This is a genomic window from Microcoleus sp. PH2017_35_SFW_U_B (assembly GCF_020737865.1).
Taxonomy (GTDB): domain Bacteria; phylum Cyanobacteriota; class Cyanobacteriia; order Cyanobacteriales; family Microcoleaceae; genus Microcoleus.
This window is the reverse complement of record NZ_JAEQDE010000088.1, coordinates 45631-68499: the sequence shown is the minus strand read 5'-3', so window position 1 is coordinate 68499 and position 22869 is coordinate 45631. Positions and strand designations below refer to the sequence as shown.

The window sequence follows — 22869 nt, the reverse complement described above, 5'->3', positions numbered from 1 at the left end:
AGAGGAAGTTTTGATTAGACAGATTTAATCTTTGCTATTTTTATCTCCTACATCGGGAGTTGAAAATTTGATATCTGCCCAAGATAGCTGCTTCGCTTGATTGCTGCTGCTTTCAAGTTCTTGTTTGAGTTTGGCAATATCGACGGTATCGGATTGTGCAGAAATGTTGGTTTGGGCGATCGCACTTTTGACCTGCTGAATGTTTTCAGTCGGATTTGCTATAACAGCTTCCACCGCAGTTTTTAAGTTGCGTTGATAGTGGGCGTTACCAATAGCTTCCTCCTTCGATCGCGAACTGGTTTCAAAACACTTGTCCAAATCTGCGTAAATGCCTGTACGGCGGGGTTTTGTGTAATATTGGCGTTCTGTATCGAGGAGTTTTGCCATCAATTCGAGGTGCATTTCGTCCTCGCTGCAAATTTCTGCGATCGCAGTCCATTCGTCGCTACCTAGGAGTTTCCTTTCGGCGGCTGGGCGGGAATCTGCAAAAGGTTCGCCCGTGACTTCTTGATAAATGCGGGGTAAACTGTCGTCAAATTCGTGCTTTTGTTCCAGCCAAATGCGGCGGATTTCGCTAAGTTCTTCCGGGGTAATTAAGGTGATGTCGCGCATTTCTAGGGGTGCGGTTTTGCGGATGTGGGTTTGTGCTTCCAGGACTCGTCTCAGCCAGTGTTCTCGCCAGAATTTGGTGTATGGGCCTGGGATGGGTTCGACGGAGGTTGTGTCGTCGCCCATGTTGCGTTCAAACAATTCTACTCTACCGTAGATGCGGCGAAAGTCTCTTTTTGGGCGATCGTCTTTTATGTCTAATTCGTTGCGAATATCGAGGAGAGGCTGCATCCATTCTTTTTCCTCATCGTTTTGAATCATTGCCTCCATTGATTTATCTTTGTCAACCATTGTACACACCCAGCAGCCAAAGCGAGAATCGCCACAGCTCGGAGTAGAAGTATCAACAACTAAAGGACACTCATTGTCTGCTGTTGCACCTCGATACATGGCAAATAAATCTTTATTGTTATTTCCCCAAGGATTGTCCCACTGCATTAGGTACAGCCAAACTTCATCATCACGCCAATCCTCAATAGGGGTATAAATTAAAGAGTTAGGTAAGCGAGCATTAGGACTGAGACGCTCGCGCAATCTACCAGCTTCATACTTTTTCATTGTTGCTGCACGTTTGCTGCTTTCAGCCTTGCGAGTACCCAAAACAACAATAGTTTCACCATGTACTCGAACTAAGTCTCGGATAAATTGATTTACTGGCTGAATTTTCATCCTATCTGTACACCACCGAAATCCATTGCGAGGCGCTGGATAGCCTTTACCAATTAAGCATACCCAGAATGTTTCTTTCACCTCTGGATGAAGGAGATGCGGGGAAACAGGCATTTTTTGCTCTTGAGCAAGTATCTTGAGTTTAGCTAAAGATTTACGTACCCAAGCCGAAATAATCGGATTTTCAGCGAAAGTATCAGTTGTGATTACATGGATATTTTTTGTGCGTTTTTCGATCGGAAGTGCTGCTATCGCGTTCCAGATAAGCTGCAATACTGCGGTGCTATCTTTCCCGCCACTCCAACCGATTAACCAAGGTATAGCGTCTAAGCAGTATAATTCTTGAATTTCTTTAGTTAGCTCTTTTATCTCTTCGAGTAACTCCGGAACAGTTCGCGGTTCAAATAATAACATCTGTTGAACTTCTATCACGTTATAAAACTCCTATCTTGCTAATTTTGGATTTTTATGATACAATCTGCTTGCTAGCATACTGATCCATGTGTATCTTGTTATTTGCCCTTTTGCACAATAGCATCCCTGGTTCACGTACAGTCAAAAAGTTATAATAATTAAATAATTTTTTACCCGCATTATGCCAGAAAACAACTACCCAGAGACAGATTCGATCCAGAAACTTGACGAAGTTCTAGAGCCTTACTTTGCCAAGTACCACCGTCAGAAGTGCTATCCTGGGCTAACTTTTCAGCAGGGGAAGCGGAAGATGGTGCAAATCAATATCCCGGCTGATGACTTGCCTACTCTCCTCCAGGCAAGACCATCAACTGGCAACGATCCTGATTCGGGCAAAAATCGCCCAGAGATAAAGGGTCATGCTGAGGAAGTAAAACAATATATTCTTAAGCGCGCTAGAAACGATCAACCCTGGATTTTGGGTACACTGACAGCAAATATCGATCCTGAAAAGATTGACATTATAGAACTAGGTCGAGGGATTTGTCTAGTAGTTATTCATCGTGGTGTTAAGTTAGATATTACTGATGGACAGCATCGCAAGCGCGCTATTCACGAGTTAATTGAAAGTGGTGACGGCGAGTTAATAGGTGATAATGATTTCCCTATTACGCTGGTTTTAGAAAAAGATTTTAACCAGTGTCAGGCGGATTTCCGAGATATGGCGCAGACCAAACAACTGGATAAATCATTGCTTTTGTCATTCGGTGAGTTTGAAGGTCGGGTTGGTATCACCAAAAGCTTACTTGAAAAAGTGCCAATGTTTCATGGAAAAGCCGATAAAATTAAAACTAATCCCGACAGTAAAAGGAAACTTATATACACAACTAATTTTATAGCTAAATTGGTGAGTTGCGCGTTTACTGACGGCCCAATTGATGAACTCAAAGATTATGACGTTGCCGAATCATCAAATATTTTGGCTATATGTCTTAACAATTTTTTTTCAGAATGTAGTCAGACTAAACATATTTTTGAAACCAGCGTTGAAGATTTGAGTGTTGAAGATGTTAATCAGTTTAAGGAATATTGCATTTTAGGTAGAAGTGTAGGGCTAGAAGTTTTAGGTAGGTTGCTATACTGTACCTATGACACAGATAGCAGCCAAGATTTTGCTCATGAAAAAGTATCGGAATTGGCACAACTGGATTGGTCTAGACCAAGCCATATTTGGGAGGGAAATGTTGTTTTATCTAACTCCAGCTCTAGTAATCCAAGAGCATCCTATAAAATAACAGCAAGTGCTAGTGCTGTAAAAATGGCAGTCGAGGCAGCAAAAGCCGAGCTAGGATGGCTTTAACAAATATTATCTTCCTGAATCTGCGGTTTACAAGCCCAGCTTCACCTTTAAATAATTAGTCATCCAATTAACACTCGCCCTCGACTTAGAAATCCCCCCTTTTACCAAAATTCCTCCCTCCCAATCAGGATTAGAAATCGACCAATCAACCTGCTGCAAAAGGCTCAAATGTTCCTCCCAATTATTGGGAAAAACCGATCGCAAAACAGCCCCAACTTCCCCTAAACTCTCTAGCACAACACTGTGACAGTGTACGGAATCCCGGCGAATTTCTCCGGCTGCAACTTGCTTGTGCAGCACTAATTACCAATCTGGAATAAAACTGCTGACTGCATTCCAGTAACTAACCGCCTGTTGTATTTGCTGAGTAAGTTCTTCCTGTTTTTCCTGTTTTGTGGCGCGGTAACGAGGGGGTTTCGCCTGCTTGCTGCGATGGATGTTGGACAGCAAAGCTATCGTAGCACGATCGATCGCACTTAGCGCAAACAATTTGGGCGATCGCCCATTCAAACTCCCCCTCTCCATCTCCGTCAAACAGCGGAACACCTCAACCTGCTTAACAACCGCCTTCAGCACCACAGCCGAATCGCCCCGGTGGTTGTAAAGTAGACTTAGCGACGACTCCAAAGGAACTTGAAAATTGTTCAAATCGGCAAACTTTTGCTGCGAATTTTCCAACCCAATATCAAGATACAAAATCAGCGCCACAGTCTCATATCCCAACTGCGGATTTTCCCTCAAAGCCATCTCAAAAGCGGCGCGCCGATGCTGTCCGTCATTAATAGTAAACTTAGCATCCATCGGCACTCGCAAGCGACCGATTTTGCGTTCTTCCGCTTCATTTCCGACAGCTTCAAAAGTAATATCCGCATCAATAGAAGCGGCAATTGCCCCACAAGTATAACTTGTATAATTCTTGACCAAATAGTCAGCAATTTCAGGAATCCGAGTTTTATTCAGAGTGCGAATAGCCCGCAATTCCGGTGGCAAATCTTCTGATTCAAAGGGGAACAATTTCGGCAAAAAACGCACCGGACACATCGATACGTAATATTCGCGGCCCGCTTGAATTCCCCGGATCGCCGGCAAAATGTATTCAAAGGAAGGAGTAGACATATTTTTTTGTGAAGCCGGAGATAAATCTCAACCCTGGGCGATCGCAATTCTTCATCTGCGACTTAGATAAAGTCTTGACATTTTGCACAAATTATGATATGCGGCTTGAATCTCATAACTTAACAACTCCAGTATTTCACAATGCTTTTTAAAAAACAAGAGTTGACATAAATTTTAACCTATGATATTTTTGGAAACACAGCGTAAATTATATAAAAACTCCCTATGACTACCAATCCAGCGGCTGACCTCGCTAAACAATTTTTGGAAAAAGAAAATCGCGAAAGACAGGAAATCGCACTGTTATTAGACAATTATTTAGGAAAAGACGATCGCATTTTCGTACAAAAAACCCAGATGGGAAGCAGCGAAGCCTACATCGGTTCAGTCACCCTAGAATGGTTAGACTCCCGCGTCCGTTTCGCCTCGCAAATGCCGCTTTTCCGGCAAAAATTCGACCTCCAAACCAACAACATCGTCCGCGACGACGAAACCATTGACGAAATTATTCAGCGCCCCTTAGATTGGTCGCGCCAAACCGCCCTCACTCAATATTTAGCAGCCCGAAAATCCCACAAATTCCCCGCAGTTTTAGTAGTCGTCAGTCCCCCGTGGGTAGACAATCCTCACGCGGAAGAATGGGATGAAAACGGCGTTGCGACTAAATCCGCCGCTGAATTCATATCCTTTGATAAAAACGGGAATTTAGGGCTATTGGATGTATCTCAAAAAGTCTCAATTTTTGCTTTAGACGGACAGCACCGGCTGATGGGAGTTCAAGGTTTAATGAGTTTAATTAAAACCGGAATTCTGCAAAGATACAACAAAAATAAAAAACCTGTGGGCGATGCAATTACTCTCGAAGATTTAGCCCAAGAGTATCAAATTGACCCCGAAACAGTGTATAAATTAGCGCACGAAAAAATCGGGATTGAGTTTATCCCGGCGGCGGTGGCGGGGGAAACGCGGCAACAAGCACAACGGCGCGTGCGATCGATCTTTGTGCACGTTAACCTGATGGCGGTAACTCTGAGTCAGGGACAGCTAGCATTATTGAACGAAGATAATGGATTTGCCATCTGCGCCCGCAAAATTGCCGTCACCCATCCCTTATTAAAAGAGCAAGATGATAGAAATCCCCGCGTTAATTGGGACAGCGCCACAGTCGCAGCAAAATCAACAGTGTTAACAACATTGCAAGCGCTGCAAGATATGGCCGGGCGGTATTTAGAACATAAATTCCCCCATTGGAAGCCGGAAAGAAAAGGTTTAATTCCCATGCGTCCGGAAGATGAGGAACTGAAAGAGGGAATAGAAGAGTTTCATAAATTGTTCGATCATTTAGCAACTTTGCCCAGCTATCAAAGAATTGAAAGCAGCGAAGAAACAGCAGAATTGCGCCGATTTAGTTTTGAGAAGCCTGGTGGCGAGGGCAATATTTTGTTTCGTCCAGTCGGTCAAATTGCCTTAGCTAATGCTTTGGGAATTCTAGTATTTAGAAAGAAATTGTCGCTAACATCTGTTTTCGACAAACTCCGCAGGTATGATGTGGATGAAGGATTTAGCTATATGGAGAATCCTGAGTCTGCGTGGTACGGGATTTTGTACGATCCGAATAAAAAGCGAATGCTAGTTTCTGGAAGGGATTTAGCCACGAAGTTAATTGTATATTTGGTTGCGGGAATTGAGGACGATATGGATCGGGCTCATTTGCGGCAAGCGGTGGCCCAAGCGAGGACTTTTGAGGATAAAGCTGTTAGTTTTAATAGCAGGTTTGTGCATCCAAAAGAGGTGGGATTGCCGCAGGTACTTACCTAATTTTTATTGGCCAAAAAGTCCACAGCAGGGAATACTGATAAAGCAGGAAGCAAATAGATTTTGTATAATTGAATCTGCACCTTACCTAGAACCAGATTATGACCATCGCTGAACAGATTTATGCGATCGCCAAAATCCTTCCCAAAGACCAAGCTAGTGAAATCCTCACTTTTGCTGAATTCGTCTGTGCTAAGCATTTGAGTGCGAATCAACAAACAGACACCGTAGACTCTCCAATTCCTTGGGCTGAATTTGTTTTTTCCCTGGCTGGAACTTGGGGAAAAGATTTTCCATCCATCGAGGATATTCGTGCTGAATCTGGACAAGACATTTTGCGGCAGAGTTTGTAAATGTACGTTTTGGATACAAACACCTTGATCTACTATTTCAAAGGTCAGGGACAAGTTGCTCAAAACATTGCTAATGTTTCTCCTCAGGAAATAGTCATTTCTGCGATCGTTATTTTTGAGTTGCAAGTCGGCATTGCTAAATCCAATTCGCCAGCCAAACGCACTCAACAACTTCAGCAATTTTTGAGCCGAGTTAGCGTTATTGCTTTCGATCGCGATGCTGCTGTTGCGGCTGCTATAATTCGCGCCCAGTTGGAGCAACAAGGTACTCCCATCGGCCCCATCGATGTTTTGATTGCAGGGACAGCCGTAGCCCTTCAAGGGACTCTCGTTACCCACAATGTCAAGGAATTTTCTAGAATTTCGGGACTCGCGATTGCAGACTGGTATTGATTAGCTTCAAAAGTAAAATCTTGTTAAATTGATACTTTTAAAAGTATGTGCTAGTTGCTCAATTGATCTGACAATAGAACCTGAATAATGATAGTTCAGACATCAATACCATCCTAAAGTTCTGCGATCGGATGAACTTTGCCCTCTTCTACTTCCTGCGATCGCAATCAGGAGGCTGTTGAGGATATCTTCTTTAGATAGATCCTCTTCATCTTCTTCAAACAGTTGACCTAGGGATTGCAAAATCAGAGTTTCGATCGGTAAGTTGAGTTGGCTAGCTTTCTCAAGAAGCTGCTGTTCTAGGCGATCGGGATGGTGAGGGTAATTTGCATTGGGTGTGCCTCTCGATTTTAATAGTATAAAACATTTGTCACAATCTTGCTTACTTTAACAAAATTAATTCTGCTGCTACAGGTAAATGATCGGACTCCGTTGCTGGTAAAACGGAACTCGATTGAGCGCCCCAATGCTTTGAATGCCAAATATAATCAATGCGACAAACCGGATAAGTTAAGTTCAAGTTAATTCTTTTCGCAAAGAAACCGTGAGGCCAGGTAAAACCAAACCCAAACCCTGATTTGAGGAAAGCATCTTGCAAAACTTTCTGCACGCTGTCATAGTCTTGAGATTCGTCTGTCATGTTAAAATCGCCGGCGACAATTACTGGCAAAGTTTCTTGCCCAATTCGCTCTACTAAATCTTGAATTTCGGGAAAACGTTGTTTGTATTTGTAAACTGGGATTTTGATAGATGGCAATATTTGATACATTTTAACCCACGGCCCGGTTGCTTGCATATTGTAAATGACTATCTCTTCCCCTGCAAATTTAATTATTGCCCGCTGCTGCGTTTCTGGATGGTTGGCTAAGTGCAAGATTTCGCTGGATACAATTGGATATTTACTGAGAATTGCTACAGGTGGAGTGTCTATTTGATAGGGATATTCTGTTTTTAACGAAGTGAAAGCTGCGCTATGTTTGCGAACGGTTTCTTGTAAAAATATTAAGTTCGGTTGTTGTTGGTTTATCAGTTTAACTAAAGTTTGTGGCTGAGTTGCGTGCCAACCGACGTTATGCGATAATATTTTCAGGCTGGGCTGGGAATTGGCGATGCTTGTTGTTGATTCGGGGGAAAAGTATTTGAGGTGCAGCCAGCTTAGGAGTAGAATGCAGGCAATTGATGAAATAATAGAGAACCAGCGGTTTTTGATAATTGAAAATGCTAGTACGGGTAAAAATAAAATTGGCAATAAAATTAACGGAGTGAAAGTGCCAATAAAAGCCACAATCCACAGCCGATCCCAAAATATCAGTCGTAGAATCAAATAGCAGAGAATGAATGCTGAGTAGCTGTAAGCGAAAAAATTTACAGCTTTTTTTAAGTATTTATGAATCATAATTTATAGTTAATTCAGAATAAGAACTTGCTTAAATCGAATTCTTCATTTGACCGATGTTTATTGTCCCTTTCAGAAATTAAGAACAATAAAAGGCGATCGGTATAATCGGCTGCACCCCGAAATTCTTCTCGCAAAATTTCCAGGCCGCCATTAGCATATTCTTCAAAAATTTGCAAGCGTTCTGCCTCTGATTTTTCGTCGAGATGGGAGAGAATTTGCGGATTTTTGGTTTCGGCGATCGCAATTAGCTTGATTGCCATATCGTAGCCCCTGGATACAAAAATATCAACATCGATTGAACCGGGTTCGCGTTTGGAAATTTCCCCTAAGGGCGATCGTTTTTTCCGCTTATTTCCCAAGGAGGCGGCGAAGGCGATGACATCGGCGTAAGTCTGGAAAGGCCCGGTTTTGTTGTCGGATAAAGTTAAGGATTTAACTAATTCGGCTTTGTCTTTAGCAATTCTAATTCTGTTAGCAGCCATTTGGTAATTGTAATTGGTAACTGTCAACTATCAATTGTCAACTGTCAACTGTCAACTGTCAACTGTCAACTGTCAACTGTTTAGAATGTTCGTAACAGCATAATTTTTTGTGCAAAACCGCCCCTGTTTTCCCGGCGCTTGGCTTGTGCGTTTAAAATGCGATCGCCCGAAATACCATAACTCGCCATCAGCGCATCTATCACCTCATACAAATCAGCCAATTCCCTTATCAAATTCTCCCCGTCAGCCGCCGCAGCTTCCGCAGCTTCCTCAATCAATTTCTGCCGCAAAGCTTGACGATATTCTTCATCTGACAAAACAGCAGTTTCGCATTCATTCCCGCTTTCGCGAATAATGTCAGGAATGCGATCGCGCACCAACTTATAATACTTTTTTTCCATATCAAACTTCCTTCAACCTTGACTAAAATTTTGAATTAACCAGCGATTAATTTCTCCATCATCTTGAGTTTGACTTTGATTCAAAGCTTCCTCAACTAACGCGATTTCTAGCCCAGGTAAAACCCGCGACTGTTGAATTCTGCCACTACCTCCGCCATTAATTGCAAAGGCAAAAACCTCCCGCGTGTTTGCACGTTCAACCCAATATTCGCTAATTCCTGCGTCTTCATAAAGCAACCGCTTGTTACCCAAATCATCACTAAAAGAAGATGCGCCAATTTCTATTACCAAATTAGGCGGATCGTATTCATTCAAATTAACAGGTGAATTACTGTCATTAGGAGGAACCCTCAAATCCGAACCGATGTAGTAAGCTAGATCGGGTTGAAACTCACGAATACCTGTTTTGCGGAAACTGGCATTAGCAAATTGAACTACTCGGATATTTCTCAATGCAGCAAACAGAATAACTACATACGGGATAATTGAATTATGACGCGCGTGCAATGGCCCTACTGGTGACATTTCTACCCTCATTTGTTCTCGATCGTAATAAAACTTGCCTTTTTCCCAAGCTGAATCCTCAGCGAAGGCTAGAAACTCTTCCCATGTCGCTTTCACCCAAATATCTGTTTCCAAAACCTGCGTAATTGCCGAACTAAAAGCCATAATCCACCTCTACAATTTTTGTATATTCAAATTCATCGGGACTGCGCTTAACTAAAGCATAGCGCATCCCGCCTAGGTAGATTGAATCTTCTTGGCAATCAGCTTTAGGAGAATTGTACTCCAGTACGTATTCCTTACCGATCGCACTTTCCATCTCTTGGGCTACTTCTCCGCGCCACTGAGTTTTCGTTACCAAAACTATGAGTTGATTCGCTAGCTTTGGCAGTTTATTCGCAATTTGTTTGCGATAAATCTCGTCTAAACTGCCAAAGGGAGAATCCATGACAATGGGAAAGGTACTGCTATCCGGGCCCATCAAAGTATTTTTTTGACTCCACTCGCGCACGCCCTCAATAATCCCACCGATAAATGACAAACTGAGGATTTGATTTTCTCCCGTCGAAGCGGCGACTAGAGATTCTTTGCCTGAGGTATTTTCTACTAGGGTTAGTTCGTATTTATCGCTCAATTTGGGGATGTAAGGAGTAAAAGAAATTTGACTAAAAATATCTTGCACTCGCTTTTCTAAATGAGAACAAAACTGTTTTTCTAAACGCGATCGCACTTCTGTCAGGCGATCGATCGCATCCTGAGACGCAGCAATCCGGCGCTGGGCCAACACTTGCTTTTCCTCATTCAGTTGCTGCTTGTCGATTTGCTTGTCCAAAGCGACTATCTGGGCAGTCAAACTCTCAATCTGCTGCTGGTTAGAGCCTGTTTCCCGGTGCAAATCGCCAATTTTTGCCTCAATCTCATCCAAGCGCTTTTGCAAGCGGCTGACATCGCCGTCAGGGAAGTTTTTTAGCTTGGTATGAATGTCGTCTAACTGGCTTTCCACGCGAGAAAGTTCGGATCTACCGCGACTGATGTTGCTTTGTTGGCGATCGATTTCGTCCCAAAAATCAGCTATTTGGCGATCGATCTCATTTATGCGATCGCTAATTCGGATCGTAGTTTCTTCCACATCCCCAGCACCGGCTTTATTCATCCAACCCGTGACATTTTTGCAAGCTTCTGAACCCTCCACCAATTGGGCACCGCAGATACACCGCTGCTGTACTAATAACTGTTCCAAAAATGGCCGTTGAATCCCCGAAAGCAACTCGCCTTTTTCCCGCAAATCAGCGATGAGCGTTTCAAATTCAGCCGCCACATCCGACATAAATATCGTATAACCGCGCACAGAAATTTCTCTTTTTATAGCATCTAAATGGGTGGCATTTTGTTGTTTAAGCAAAGTTTGCTGCATTTCTAATTCATTCCGCAATTTTTGCAACTCAGCAGAACCACTGAGTTCCAGCAAACTAGCATTTACTACTTTTTTTAATTCACCTTGGTTGGTCAATTCTTTCTCAACTTCTACTTGCTTTTGTAAAAGTTTATCTTTTTCTTCTTGAAGCTTTTGCTTTTCTTTTAAAAGTTTCTTGATTTCGGAACCGCCAATCGTTTTTAAATCATTTTCTAGAGACTTTTTGGCTTCTCCCAAATGTCGGATAGATCGACTCAATACCTCTACTCCCAGCAATTCCTTTGTAGCTTCAGCAATTTCTTCTTTCTTGTCGTGACGGACAATTTGCTCGATTCGTTCTCCATCAAAAAAGAAATATTGATGCAGACTTTCCGGCAAAATCCGCCCGATAATATCGTCTGGATGCTGCGCCGACGGCATCCAGCGCCCGTCATCTTTTGATATTTGCAAGAATAATTCGTTCTTGCCATGTTCTACATTATTTTCACCTTTATAAACGCGGCAAGCACGTCTTACTTTATAGCGACTTGTGTCATGTTCAAAAATAATCTCTACCCAACAATCTACTTTTTTGCCAGATTTGGCTTCCGCAAGGGCGCGTTTATTGACTAATTGTTCTCCCACCGCAAAAGCTGCGCTGAATTTTTCATACAGCACCCAAGTAAAGCCGTTCATTAAAGCTGTTTTTCCGGCGCCGTTATTGCCATGAATTACTGTGATGTTTTGTTCGCCCCAAGCTAGCTTAATTTCGGGAGTTTGGCCGTAAAATTGCCGAAAATTGCACAGAACAATTGACATTAATTTCATAGAACCGCTTCCTTAATTATTTTCAAAATGTCATCGCTAATATAGCGGGGAACTCTCATATATAGTTTATCTTTTTCCAGTTCCAATACGCGCTCGATAATTTGTCTGACTTCCGGCGGCGCGCTGGTAATTGGTTGCTGTACGTCGCTCAAGTCTTTGTCAGTATGATAGCTGGAACGCTTTTCTGCTAAAATAGCGATCGGTACGGGTGCGATCGCACTATCTCCATATCTAAAAGCCATAACCAGATTTAGAAGAAGGAAGAAGGAAGAAGGAAGAAGGAAGAAGGAAGAAGGAAGAAGGAAGAAGGAAGAAGGAAGAAGGAAGAAGGAAGAAGGAAGAAGGAAGAAGAAAGAAGGAAGAATGCTTATAGAGTTTGCTTTTGAGTTATCTGTATTTGACGTTGAATTAGGTGGATTTACTTATTTTATTGCAAATATTAAAAAATATAGGGGTTCTGCATGGCGAGAAACCCGGTTTCTACGAGTTTTGCTCTCCCCTCACGGAAAATCTACGAAGAAACCGGGTCTCTGGAGTCTGGGTGCGTCCGCGAATCAAATTAGCAACTCAAACCGCGATCGAATAATTATATCTTTTTAAGATAAACCGAACCTGAATAAATGTCAAATATCCAACAATCCGTAACGTTTTTGAATTTGCACCAATTTGACCCTAGCTTCCCCAGCATTGTCAGCTAAATCGGCAAATTCCAGGAAGCGCTTTAACTCTTTTCGCAGCAAGTTACGCTCGACTTCTAAACTTTCTCGACCCAAATCTGGAGGCAAAACTATCATATCAAATAAAGTTGCCCTTTCTTTCCCCGGATGCGGCCGCAAGATTCGTCCTCGGCGCTGAACAAACTGGCGCGGATTGCTGCTACTTGCTAAAATTACAGCATGGCGAATTGCTGGAATATCAACGCCTTCATCTAAACAGCGAATCGCGACTAAACCTTGCAATTCTCCACTCTCAAATTGTTGGCGCAATCTTTCTCTTTCTGCTAAGGGAGTCGCCGCGGTATAAGTGTTAACTCGATAGCCTAATTCTGAACCCAATAATTTTGTGGTTTCTGTGAGTTGGCGGTGATTGCTGCGGCGCGCACCTGCTTCGATCGCACCGTCGCCGCAGTAAAATAATGTATGCGATGTGTCGAGACGGTGCATCATTAGTTCTCGCAACGCTGTTAATTTATTAGCCGCCGCCCCAATCAACCTAGCCCGCTGCATTAATAAGGTTGTTAAAGCATCGTTTTCTTCTACTTTTTCCTCCCCCGACAGCGCCCAACCAATTTTTTTAGTTAAGTAGGAATATTTGCGGGTTTCGGATTCGGTCAATTCGACTAAAATCGGATAGTATAAATAATGTACTAATGCTTTTTGGCGGATGGCGTCGGCTAAGGTGAGTTCGGGCTGCAAAACAGGGCCGAAATAATCTAAGATAGCTTCAGTTCCCTGTTCGTCGAAGTGTCTTTCTGGGGTGGCAGAAAGGGCGAGGCGGAGCCCAATGTTGCGCGGTAAACTTTCTCCTAAACGAGGCGCGCCTAGGTTGTGTACTTCGTCTCCAATAATTAGGGCTTTTTCGGGGAAATACTGGATTTGCGATCGCAAACTATCCAACATTAATGTAGCGTTAGTTGTGATAATTGTGAGAAATGCGCGATCGCCCGTTAGCGAAGCCCTCGAAGAGGATCGCACTTCATACAAACCAGCAGCCAGCTTTTTTTGCCAACTGCGGGCGCTATCAAAAGCTAAAATAGGTTTTAAACCAAATTTCTCCGATTCGCGCGCCCACTGATTCACCAGATGGCAGTACGGGCAAATTACGAGCAGGACTTGAAGGTTAATTTTATTGTATAATTCAGTGGCGATCGCCAGCGCAGTAATCGTCTTGCCGCTACCCGTCGCCATCTTCAGCGTACCGCGTCCCTGATTTGCAAACCAATTATCCACCGCCTGTTGCTGATACTGTCGCAATTGCAGCGATGGCGGCATCCTCGGGAACCCAAATTCCGAATTATTGGCTGTTAAGTGATTCACCTTTAAATGCCGTTAGATGCAACTTTATCCTGATTCAACTGTAACTCATTTCTAATTAAAACTTAACAGATCGAACAAATTTGCCGCGGACAGTTGCAAATCCGACAGCACATGGAGTACAGGTAAAACATCTTCATTCTCTTTAATTTCAGGTTCCTGCTGCGGTTGAAAAACAATTACTAATTGTTCTTCCGGGTCAATCAGCCACCCCAGTTTAGTCTGATTTTTGAGACAAAACAAAATTTTGTTAATTACGCGACTGGAACTTTGATCCGGCGATAAAATCTCAATTATCCAATCCGGTGCAATTTGAAAGATATTTTCAATTTTTCCATTAGCATTCAGAGGAATCCGAGACCACTCGAATACTGCTATATCTGGAACAATAGAACGTCCATCAAAAGTGCAGCGCAGTTCAGGAAAAGCAAAAGCTAACTTTTGCGGTTCTCCCACCTGATTAATTCTATTCCCAAAACGGGTTTGCAGTGTGCTGTGTTTTCCTTGCGGCATAGCTTTTTGATAAATTTGACCGTCAACATACTCGCTAGCCGGCTTCGTTTCTGGAAGCACCAAAAACTCTTCCAGAGAAATCTTGGACGGAGACTGAATTGACGTTAGCATAAGCGATTAAACCCTCAAAAACTCTTAAAAATTAACATCGCCGTCAGTTTCCCAATCAGGACAACTATCCGATTCCACACCAGTAGGGTGCATCGCACAAACCAACAAATTTCCGCCGTAAACTTGACCGTGATAGTTCATACAACCGCGACAAACCGGATGCTGCGTTGGCGAAGGGTCTACATAAGTCACAAACGATGAATCTATCTCATCAAAATCAGGCTCAAAGTCCCGGCAAATTTCGATTATTGGTTCGAGAAATTCATTTAAATAACCATCAAATTCATTTAAATAACCATCAACTTCAACAATCAGGTTATTTTGTACTTGTTCTGTAAACTCTTCCGAAATTTTTGCCAAAACGTCCAGCATTTCGACAAACTCTTCGCCGATGTCGGTGAAAAAATGCTCTACTTCAGAAACAGCATTTTCCATGACTTCAAAAAAATCTTTAGACCAATCTTCCATAAATTTGACGGCTTACTATGGCAAAATCTTTAACAGATAAGTGGAGCCTGCCTCCAGGGAAGCGATCGCACCTACTCTCAATTCTATTACCTATTGCGGTATATCCACCCACATCTGACAGAGAAGATATTCAAAAAGGGAACTCAAGATTATTATCCTGAGTTCCCTTCATGCTTTGCTGCGCGAGCTTTTTTCGCTTAATCGCGCTTGAGCCGCCGCAATTCGTCTTGTAAATTCTGTACCTGTTCGCGGAGCTTGTCTACGCCGCCGGTTTCTTTAGTTTCTTTTGTAGAAACTTCTTCTTCCTCAGAAACAATTTCAATCCGCCGAGGTTCAGCGGGTTTTTTGTCCCCAGCAGCTTCTACAGGTGGTTGCTGCTGCTGAGCTTGTTGCACCATATCATCAACAAAGCGACGAGCTTCTTCTGTTGACATCTCACCGCGCTTCACCAATTCATCTGCCAGCTTTTGGGCTTCAGTGCGTAATTCAGTTAACTTGCTGCCAGCTTTTTCACCAGCGTAGGAAGCTAGCCCGACACCAAGGTAAACTGCTTTTTGTAAAATATCTCCGAAACCAGGCATAGGAACTACACCTCATAAAACTGGGTGAACCGGAGACCACGCCTATTACAAGCATCCCGTGTTGCTGCTACCTTCCGGTCCTGACAAGATTTGGGCGTTGGAATCGCGTGGATCCAGTTCATTTACGAGTATAACACAGTTATTTATTCTTCAACCACACACCAGTGATAAATTTCATAAATAACGCAACCGTTCTTCACCAGCGGGTCTTCAGCGACGATCGCCTTTGCCTCATCCATCGAAGCCGCCTCAAACATCAACATACCGCCGCCCCGCCTCGCCCAGTAGCCAGTTTTCGCTCGGTGTCCTTTAGAAATCAAATCTCGGACATAAGCTCTGTGAGCTGGCACGTGCTGGTCAAACACAGGCTTTTCGACAATTCCTTGCTCAATTTTGACAAACCAAGGCATTTTAAATTTTAGATTTTAGATTTGGGATTTTGGATTGTAGATTGGGAATGGGTGTTTTGGTGCGGGGCATTGAGGAAATACTCGATCGCCCGTACTCGGCCATTCCTTCCTTAATTCGATGCTATCCCATGCACCTGTCAAAACAAAGATTTTTTATAGCTTTAGTGGCGCCAGACGATATTCAAGAGCAGATTACCGAGATTAAACTGTATTTTGCCGATCGCTACAACAGCCGTGGTGCTTTGAATTCGCCACCCCACATCACACTGCAACCTCCCTTTGAACGGCCTGCGGCGGATGTGGCGCAATTAGAGGAAAGTCTCAGGGCCTTTACTGCAAATCGGCTCCCAATTCCCGTTACGCTATCCGGTTTTGCCGCTTTCGCACCCCGCGTCATTTATGCGGATGTTGTCAAATCGCCCCAATTGCTGGAGATGCAAACAGATTTGATGAGTTATGTCGCGGCAAATTTAGGAATTGTCGATCGCATTTCTCAGACTCGCTCATTTGTACCGCACATGACTGTAGCGTTTCGCGATTTAACTGAGGAGAATTTTCAAACGGCTTGGCTGGAATTCGCAGCGCGCGAACTCCACTTTCAGTTTACCGCCGCTGCCTTAACCTTACTGCTTCACGACGGCAGCCGCTGGAACATCAGCCAGCAATTTCCGCTTGGCGCCTAAACTCTCTCTTCTTTCTCTTCCTTCGCGGACTTCGCGTCTTCGCGGTTCGTTTCCCCAAAAAAATCTTGCTAGCAAATCATCATCAATCAACACTTCGGACACTTTCAGAGGCGACTCGCGGGGGGCGAGAAACCGGGTTTCTACGAGTTTTTGGATTTAGTGACGAGAAATATTCATAGAAACCCGGTTTCTGAGGTTGCAAGTGCATCCACTACAAACCTATAGCCCAATACGGTTGACTTAAGATGGTCATTGCGAGGAACGAAGCAATCGCAGTATATATTTTTCATAGCGATTTACCCCCAGGGCGGTCTTAAGTAAACGGTATTGACCTATATTTCGAGTTCCCATAGGAGGTACTCATGGCCTGCGTGGCCTGCGTGGCCTCCGTGGGCATAGTGCATATCTCACCATGCTTGAGAACCGCTATATCAAATTCTGCCAATCCCGTTTCAATCGCGCTATCAATTGCGAACGGCAGTACGTATTAGAAGTATATTTGAAGGTGTGGGTTCTCAATCATGAGGTAGTTGATGTATCAGAATTCTTCAAAAACTTCCCGATCGCTAGCGCAATCATCTCTTTGTCTTCGAGATCCCGAACCGATCAAAGCTTAAGGAAAGCTTTGGATCGGCGATCGCCCTACCAGAACGAGTCGAGGTTCAATTCCCACCATCAATGCCCTTATAGGACGGCTTGAGGAGGCTCTTTTCCAGAGAAGCCACCGGGAACATAATTCCGGGCTTTTTTGTGGGATGGTTTAGCGTATTGAATACCCTGTCCCAAAATCCTTGAATGCCGTAGTTTCCCTTAAACCGAGAGTGGTGGAGATCGTGAAAATCCGAGGAAATGAAAAATATTGACAGAGAACTGTGACCTTCTAGGTTGTAAGCATTTCCAATAATAGTCCAGGCACACAATTGAGTAATATCGTATCCGAATACAAAAACCGGCAAAACGTCTGCAACGGTAACGATAGCATATTCAAGCAGGCTTTTATGACCGGCTACAAAACTGGATGAATCCTGGAATTCGTGATGTTTGAGATGTATTTCCTGCAAGAACTTTTGATGAAAGAGCCAATGGATAACGTAAAAGCAGAAATCCGCCGCAATTATTCTCATCAAGAACCATTCAAAATTTAAGAGCCAGCTATTTCCTCGATGAACTTCGGGAGCTAGGTACAGGATAATTGCTGCTGCTGTTAAACTTTTAATTTCTCCGATCAGGATTCCTTTAGCAGTAAATGCAGGGAACGGTTGTTCTTTCACTTTCTTGACTCTGACATTGAATCTTTGCCGCCAAGTCTCGTTGGTTTTAAGAACTTTTTCAATAACAATACCGATGCTGTAGAATGAAACCGACCCAACCAACCAGTACAGTAAAACCTCGGCGGTAAAGTCGAGATGGATTTTGTTCGAGAGCCAATAAATTAACTGCTGGAGCAGGGTACAAGCAATAGCAACTTTGATGAAAAACTCTATTTCAAAAAACAAATTAAATAGTTTTACTATTACTTTATCCTTGAAAAGTACAGTTTTTTCAGGGCAATCATTGAGTGGGTTCGGGGGCTGAGATCCGGGACTAAGCATTGTTTTTTTTCACGTTTAGTTATCTGGGTACAAGGAAATACAGTGGCTATCGGTTTGGCAAGGTAGGTGGTGAAAGCTAAAAAGCTTGACAGTCAAATGATTCAGTGTGCCTCACCTGGTAAGAAATGCAGCAGCGCAACTTTGCTCTTCCGAAGGGAGTAAGCTGTTTTACCCTTGATTAGGGTATAATAAAAGGTTAACTCAGTCAATCACTACAGCATTTCAGCATAAGATTATAGCGGTTCTCAAGCGTGGTGAGGTATGCCCGCAGAGACCGCGGAGGCCATGAGTACCTCCTATGGAAGCTGGAAAGGCTATATTTAAAATTGAAAGTAAAACAGCTTAGCGATCGCGCCGAGGGGGACTGGCAAGTGCCACAGTTCCATAAACCGCAATTCCCGACTCTTTCAATGTTTTAATTGCCGACTTGACAGTAGTACCGCTAGTGTAAATATCATCAACCAACAAAACTGGATTGCGCGGGAGACGGCGCCGAAAATCTTTCCCCAAAATTAAAGCATCTTTCATTTCCGCTTGCCGCTGCTGTGCTGTCAGAGCGAATAAAGCCTGAGTATTTTTCACCCGCTCCAAACCGTGCCGCTGCAAAGGCAAACCAGTCAGCTCGCAAAAACTTTCCGCCAAAAGTTCCGCCTGATTGAAACCCCGTTCCTTGACCTTTGATTTGTGCATGGGAATCGGTACAACTGTTAAATTGTCAATAGCTAATTCGGGAAAACTCAGCCAAGATTCTGCCAGCCAGCCACCGAGAGGTTTTGCTAATTGTGGATTTCCTTCATATTTTAAAGCTGCGATCGCCCGTTTGAGAGTCCCGCCGTACTCCCCCCACACAAAAACACGCTGTTGGGAGGCCCAAAATCGACCGGGATCGGGTAGCTGACATTGCTGAAGTTGCTTGTAGCAGTACCCACAAAACTCCTCGGTAGCCGATCGCTGACAAAGAGGACAGTTAGACTTAAGAAATAGATTGAGAAAAGATTTGACTAATCCCGTCCAATTTCGCTCGTTCATCGTAAAATTGTGGTATGTGATTAATGGGAAAAACTATCAAAATTAAATCAGTTTCCAAGGACAGGCTCCCAGCGTGACAAATCTCTACTGGCTAGACAAAATTCAACCTTCAGACCGAGATGCAGTGGGAGAAAAAGCATTTTACTTAAGCTGTTTACTCGCCCAAAATCATCCCGCTGTACCGGGTTTTGTCGTGCCGACTACAACATTTTCGCAGTTTTTAGAGTCGATCGACTGGCTAGAACCGCTGTTGGCTGACTGGCCCCACTCTTCGCTACACTTGAATGTCGATGAACCCAGACAACTGCAATCGATCGCTCGCAGCATCCGCCACCAAATCCTCACCGCCAAACTGCCAGATGCACTACTCTCCACCCTAGAGTCTGCTGTTTGTCAGCTCAACTCCCAAGCCTTAATTTTTCGCCCTTCCCTGACTTCCTGGAACCCGAAAACAACCGGAATCCTGGAATCTCACGCAGTAAGTGCCGAACCAGAAGCCATTGAAGCCGGACTCAAACGCGCTTGGGCAGAATTGTTCAGAGCCAGAAGTCTATTTTACTGGCAGCGGTGCGGCATGAAGATACAGCAAATCAATCCCGTAGTTTTGGTGCAGCCCCTCGCCCCAGCCATCGCTGCGGGCGAGGTGAAAATTAACGCGGGTGCAGCCTGGGAAATTCAAGCCACCAGCGGTTTGGGACTGTCCCTCGCTCGGGGAGAAACCATCCCCGATTACTATCAAGTCCAGCCCGAAACAGGGACGGTTAACTTCCAGCGGCTCGGTTACAAAACATTAGCATACAATCTCAAAACCGGGGAGGGAAAGCCGAAAAAAAAACCGCAGAGCGGAAATTGGGAAAGCCGAAACATTACCAATTCTGCATTGTTAATTCCCGATTTTGCTGGCAGTTGCGTGGAACTTTTGGCGCTGGGAGAGAAATCGCAAACTGAATACGTTTTAGAGGAATCGCAATTGCAAAAACTCATTGAATTGAGCAAAAAAGTAATCGCCGAATTTGACTGTAATGTAATCTTGGAGTGGACGCTAAACCAGACAACAAACAGTAGCGATCCGCAGTTTTATTTTACTCAAATGCGTCTTTTTAAACGGGAAAAAGTGGCGCCCTCCCGGGAAAAAGCGATCGCCAAAACCCGAACTCCTGCTATCCTCAAAGGTTTGGGCGCCGCCTCAGGAAAAGCCGAAGCAATTGCCCAAGTTATGACTAATTCCCACCCAGAAAACGCGGACTTCTTAGCCGGAGGCATTTTGGTAGCCCGCACAATCGATCCGAATTGGCTGCCTTGGTTGAAAGTTGCTGCTGGGATAGTTGCCGAACAAGGAGGGATGACAGGCCACGGCGCCATTTTAGCGAGAGAATTGGGAATTCCTGCGGTTGTGGGAGTTGTCGGGGCGACTCGCGCGATCGCCTCGGGGGATTCGGTATTGGTAGATGGCGATAGCGGAGAAGTTTTTGCCCTCGCTCCACATCCGGCGATCGACACAGCAGACAGCAACCCGCTTCAGGAAACGCCAAACAATGCGGATACATACAGTACAGCAGCAAAAATGTCAATAGCCAACCACCAATTTTCAATATCAGAGCGATCGTCCAATCCCGCATCCTTACCTCGACGGGCAGAATCTCCCGAATCAGTTTGGGGCGCGCCAACGGCAACTCAACTGCTGGTTAATGTCAGCCAAACAAGTTCGATCGATCGCCTCAGAAATCTGCCCATCGACGGCATCGGATTATTGCGATCGGAATTGATGGCATTGGAAGCTTTGGACTGTCAAAACCCCAAAATTTGGCTGCAAGATGGTCGCCAATCGGAATTTGTCGATCGCATGGCAGATTGTCTCAGTTTATTTGCCGCAGCGGTAGCACCGCGACCAATATTTTATCGCTCTCTCGACTTGCGCGACTCAGGATCTCATGGCAGTTTCAGCGATACCTTTGAACCGGAGTTATTTGATTGGGAGTTGTCCGTACTTCAAAAAGTCTGCGAGTCTGGTCATACAAATGTCAATTTAATTTTGCCTTTCATGCGCTCCGTAGACGAATTTGTCTACTGCCGCCAGCGCTTAGAAACTATTTGGAAAAATCGACCCGACCAGTTTCAAATATGGATTATGGCGGAAGTTCCTTCGGTATTATTTTTATTGCCAGATTACGTAAAAGCAGGAGTTCAAGGAATTTCCATCGGCACCAACGATTTAACTCAGTTTCTGTTAGGCATTCACCGCAACTCCCAACAGGTAGCAGGTGGTTTCAACGGACGCGATCGAGCAGTAATGAGGGCGATCGAGCAATTAATCCGACAAGCCAGGGCTGCGGGGATTCCTTGTTCTATCTGCGGCGATGCTCCAGCTTTGTATCCCGAGATAGTTGAATCCTTGGTGCGGTGGGGGATTTCGTCTATTTCGGTGAATGTCGATACTGTAGAACAGACTTACAGGGCGATCGCCCGCGCCGAACAGCGCCTGTTGCTAGATGCCGCGCGCGCGATCGTTAAAAATTAACCAGCATCCCGCCAGCCCAGCACAAAAATTATTATTGCGATGCAAACAGCAACAATATTTAACCATGATTACAAAAACCCGGTTTCTGCATAGATATATTGCCTTCCATCCTTGAGTGGTTCAGTGATACCGCATTTGGAAACCTAAATCCTCAATTAAAAACATCAGATTTTCAAGCTAGCATAGAAATATCACCGACACTTTAACCGGAGGTAGAAACAGTCAGTAACCCAGCCCTAAAGGGACTGAGCTTGCAAGAGCGATCGAGTAAGCTATGCTGACCAGCCTAAGTCTTAACTGACTACGTTATTTGAGTCACGACACCCTGTGGATACGAAGCTAGTCCCCTGCTCTGTCGCTGAAGGTTAAACAGTCTTAGGGTCACTGAGGCAGTGCTTTCAGCCTAACAAGCTCTTATAACATTGACCGACAAGCTAACATTACCCCGAAAGGGAGGCTCGACAAGAGCAAAAATTATGCGATCGCGAGTTGCAAGGTTTGAGGCGGTAACTGTCCTGCCCTTAAGTACATTACAAAAGTACACCAAATCAAGCAACTCCAAGGCGGTAATGCATAAATGGATAGAGAAAGATTCAAGGCGGTTGAAACCGCCCGTGTTGTTTTCCTCTCAGGTCTTTCATACGCTGAGCTTCCCACTTACCGAGCTTTTTTGTGAAATCAAAAATTATTGCAACCGCAGCAATACTTGCTGCCCTCGGCTGTCTGCATCCCCATCCAGCATTATCTCAACCTGCAACTGACGGCGGTACAAAACCAGGATTTTGGCAACCTCAAGCACAGGTTGACTATACTCGCAACATTACCCTGAGACTGTTAAATGAAACCGGATTAAACCTAGAATACGGTCAATCAGGTGTCGGCTTGTCATCCTTGCCAGTTGGAGCTAGCAAAAACATCCTGGTTCGCATCAGCAACCGCACCGGAGACATTGCCAATATTCCGATTAATGTCAAAGGAGGAACCACAACTTTGAAATACGACTATAACGTTGATGCCAAGCAAAACATTGTGACGGTTCGCATCACCACATCAGACGGCCGCACTAGGCAAGATCGGTCAGTTTATATTGATGAAAAAGGGCGAATTTACTCTTTTTAAAGAACGAAAATTTAATAACTTACACTCTTGAAAGTGGGATGGGGCAGAAGAGCCCGTTCTTTCTGGACGGGCGGGA

At 44.2% G+C, this 22869-nt stretch carries 22 protein-coding genes, 1 other RNA gene and 1 pseudogene; 7 read left to right on the top strand and 17 right to left on the bottom strand.

Going from position 1 to position 22869, the window contains the following annotated elements; translation table 11 throughout:
* Positions 1–24: 24 nt before the first annotated feature.
* On the bottom strand, positions 25–1692 hold the full coding sequence (gene dndC / locus JGK36_RS24015) for a DNA phosphorothioation system sulfurtransferase DndC (protein WP_293179300.1): 1668 nt from the start codon (positions 1690–1692) through the stop codon (positions 25–27).
* Between the two features lie 181 nt (positions 1693–1873).
* Between dndC and JGK36_RS24010 the strand changes: the two genes are divergently transcribed.
* Positions 1874–3052: a DNA sulfur modification protein DndB gene (locus JGK36_RS24010; RefSeq protein WP_293179297.1), complete on the top strand. Its 1179-nt coding sequence runs from the start codon at positions 1874–1876 to the stop codon at positions 3050–3052.
* A gap of 27 nt (positions 3053–3079) precedes the next feature.
* On the opposite strand, the pseudogene dndB reads toward JGK36_RS24010, so the two are convergent.
* Positions 3080–4168, bottom strand: a pseudogene (dndB, locus tag JGK36_RS24005) (DNA sulfur modification protein DndB).
* Positions 4169–4393: 225 nt separating this feature from the next.
* Here dndB and JGK36_RS24000 point away from each other — a divergent pair.
* From JGK36_RS24000 to JGK36_RS23990, 3 genes are all read left to right on the top strand, one after another.
* Complete coding sequence (locus JGK36_RS24000) at positions 4394–5986, top strand: DGQHR domain-containing protein (RefSeq protein ID WP_293198219.1); 1593 nt, start codon at positions 4394–4396, stop codon at positions 5984–5986.
* 98 nt (positions 5987–6084) lie between these two features.
* On the top strand, positions 6085–6336 hold the full coding sequence (locus tag JGK36_RS23995) for a DUF2281 domain-containing protein (RefSeq protein ID WP_293179291.1): 252 nt from the start codon (positions 6085–6087) through the stop codon (positions 6334–6336).
* Entirely contained in the window at positions 6337–6729 is a 393-nt protein-coding gene (locus JGK36_RS23990; RefSeq protein ID WP_293198218.1) for a type II toxin-antitoxin system VapC family toxin, read from the top strand.
* A gap of 102 nt (positions 6730–6831) precedes the next feature.
* On the opposite strand, the gene JGK36_RS23985 is transcribed toward JGK36_RS23990, so the two are convergent.
* The 13 genes from JGK36_RS23985 to JGK36_RS23925 form a co-directional block, all read right to left on the bottom strand.
* Positions 6832–6972: a hypothetical protein gene (locus JGK36_RS23985; protein ID WP_293179285.1), complete on the bottom strand. Its 141-nt coding sequence runs from the start codon at positions 6970–6972 to the stop codon at positions 6832–6834.
* A gap of 139 nt (positions 6973–7111) precedes the next feature.
* A complete protein-coding gene (locus JGK36_RS23980; protein WP_293198217.1) occupies positions 7112–8125 on the bottom strand; it encodes an endonuclease/exonuclease/phosphatase family protein in 1014 nt (337 codons plus the stop codon).
* A 14-nt stretch (positions 8126–8139) separates the two neighbouring features.
* Positions 8140–8610 (bottom strand): DNA phosphorothioation-associated protein 4, encoded by a 471-nt coding sequence (locus JGK36_RS23975; protein WP_293179324.1) that lies wholly within the window; start codon positions 8608–8610, stop codon positions 8140–8142.
* 80 nt (positions 8611–8690) lie between these two features.
* Positions 8691–9011 carry a nucleoside triphosphate pyrophosphohydrolase gene (locus JGK36_RS23970; RefSeq protein WP_293198216.1) on the bottom strand — a complete coding sequence of 107 codons (321 nt, stop codon included), beginning with the start codon at positions 9009–9011 and terminating at the stop codon, positions 8691–8693.
* A 12-nt stretch (positions 9012–9023) separates the two neighbouring features.
* Entirely contained in the window at positions 9024–9680 is a 657-nt protein-coding gene (locus tag JGK36_RS23965; protein ID WP_293179276.1) for a Uma2 family endonuclease, read from the bottom strand.
* On the bottom strand, positions 9670–11736 hold the full coding sequence (locus JGK36_RS23960) for an AAA family ATPase (RefSeq protein ID WP_293179273.1): 2067 nt from the start codon (positions 11734–11736) through the stop codon (positions 9670–9672). The genes JGK36_RS23965 and JGK36_RS23960 overlap by 11 nt, the downstream gene beginning before the upstream one ends.
* Complete coding sequence (locus JGK36_RS23955) at positions 11733–11978, bottom strand: hypothetical protein (protein ID WP_293179270.1); 246 nt, start codon at positions 11976–11978, stop codon at positions 11733–11735. Before JGK36_RS23955 ends, JGK36_RS23960 begins: the two co-directional genes overlap by 4 nt.
* A 381-nt stretch (positions 11979–12359) precedes the next feature.
* The gene (locus JGK36_RS23950; RefSeq protein ID WP_293190666.1) at positions 12360–13727 is read right to left on the bottom strand and encodes a DNA phosphorothioation system restriction enzyme; all 1368 of its coding nucleotides are present in this window, start codon (positions 13725–13727) and stop codon (positions 12360–12362) included.
* A 96-nt stretch (positions 13728–13823) separates the two neighbouring features.
* Positions 13824–14393 (bottom strand): Uma2 family endonuclease, encoded by a 570-nt coding sequence (locus tag JGK36_RS23945; RefSeq protein WP_293179267.1) that lies wholly within the window; start codon positions 14391–14393, stop codon positions 13824–13826.
* Positions 14394–14417: 24 nt separating this feature from the next.
* A complete protein-coding gene (locus JGK36_RS23940) occupies positions 14418–14861 on the bottom strand; it encodes a hypothetical protein (RefSeq protein WP_293179265.1) in 444 nt (147 codons plus the stop codon).
* A gap of 197 nt (positions 14862–15058) precedes the next feature.
* Complete coding sequence (locus JGK36_RS23935; protein WP_293179263.1) at positions 15059–15442, bottom strand: hypothetical protein; 384 nt, start codon at positions 15440–15442, stop codon at positions 15059–15061.
* Positions 15443–15465: 23 nt separating this feature from the next.
* Positions 15466–15562, bottom strand: an RNA gene (gene ffs / locus JGK36_RS23930) — signal recognition particle sRNA small type.
* 23 nt (positions 15563–15585) lie between these two features.
* Complete coding sequence (locus tag JGK36_RS23925; RefSeq protein WP_293179261.1) at positions 15586–15852, bottom strand: YciI family protein; 267 nt, start codon at positions 15850–15852, stop codon at positions 15586–15588.
* A 47-nt stretch (positions 15853–15899) separates the two neighbouring features.
* Here JGK36_RS23925 and JGK36_RS23920 point away from each other — a divergent pair, with 47 nt between their 5' ends.
* Entirely contained in the window at positions 15900–16535 is a 636-nt protein-coding gene (locus tag JGK36_RS23920) for a 2'-5' RNA ligase family protein (protein WP_366516598.1), read from the top strand.
* Between the two features lie 662 nt (positions 16536–17197).
* Here the strand turns inward: JGK36_RS23920 and JGK36_RS23915 are convergent.
* Together JGK36_RS23915 and JGK36_RS23910 are read right to left on the bottom strand one after the other, a co-directional pair.
* Entirely contained in the window at positions 17198–18127 is a 930-nt protein-coding gene (locus JGK36_RS23915; protein ID WP_293198215.1) for a sterol desaturase family protein, read from the bottom strand.
* 342 nt (positions 18128–18469) lie between these two features.
* Positions 18470–19156, bottom strand: coding sequence for a ComF family protein (locus JGK36_RS23910; RefSeq protein WP_293179257.1), 687 nt, complete (start codon positions 19154–19156; stop codon positions 18470–18472).
* Positions 19157–19229: 73 nt separating this feature from the next.
* Here JGK36_RS23910 and JGK36_RS23905 point away from each other — a divergent pair, with 73 nt between their 5' ends.
* Positions 19230–21674 (top strand): putative PEP-binding protein, encoded by a 2445-nt coding sequence (locus JGK36_RS23905; RefSeq protein ID WP_293190645.1) that lies wholly within the window; start codon positions 19230–19232, stop codon positions 21672–21674.
* 672 nt (positions 21675–22346) lie between these two features.
* Positions 22347–22793: a hypothetical protein gene (locus JGK36_RS23900; RefSeq protein ID WP_293179251.1), complete on the top strand. Its 447-nt coding sequence runs from the start codon at positions 22347–22349 to the stop codon at positions 22791–22793.
* The last annotated feature ends 76 nt before the right edge of the window (positions 22794–22869 follow it).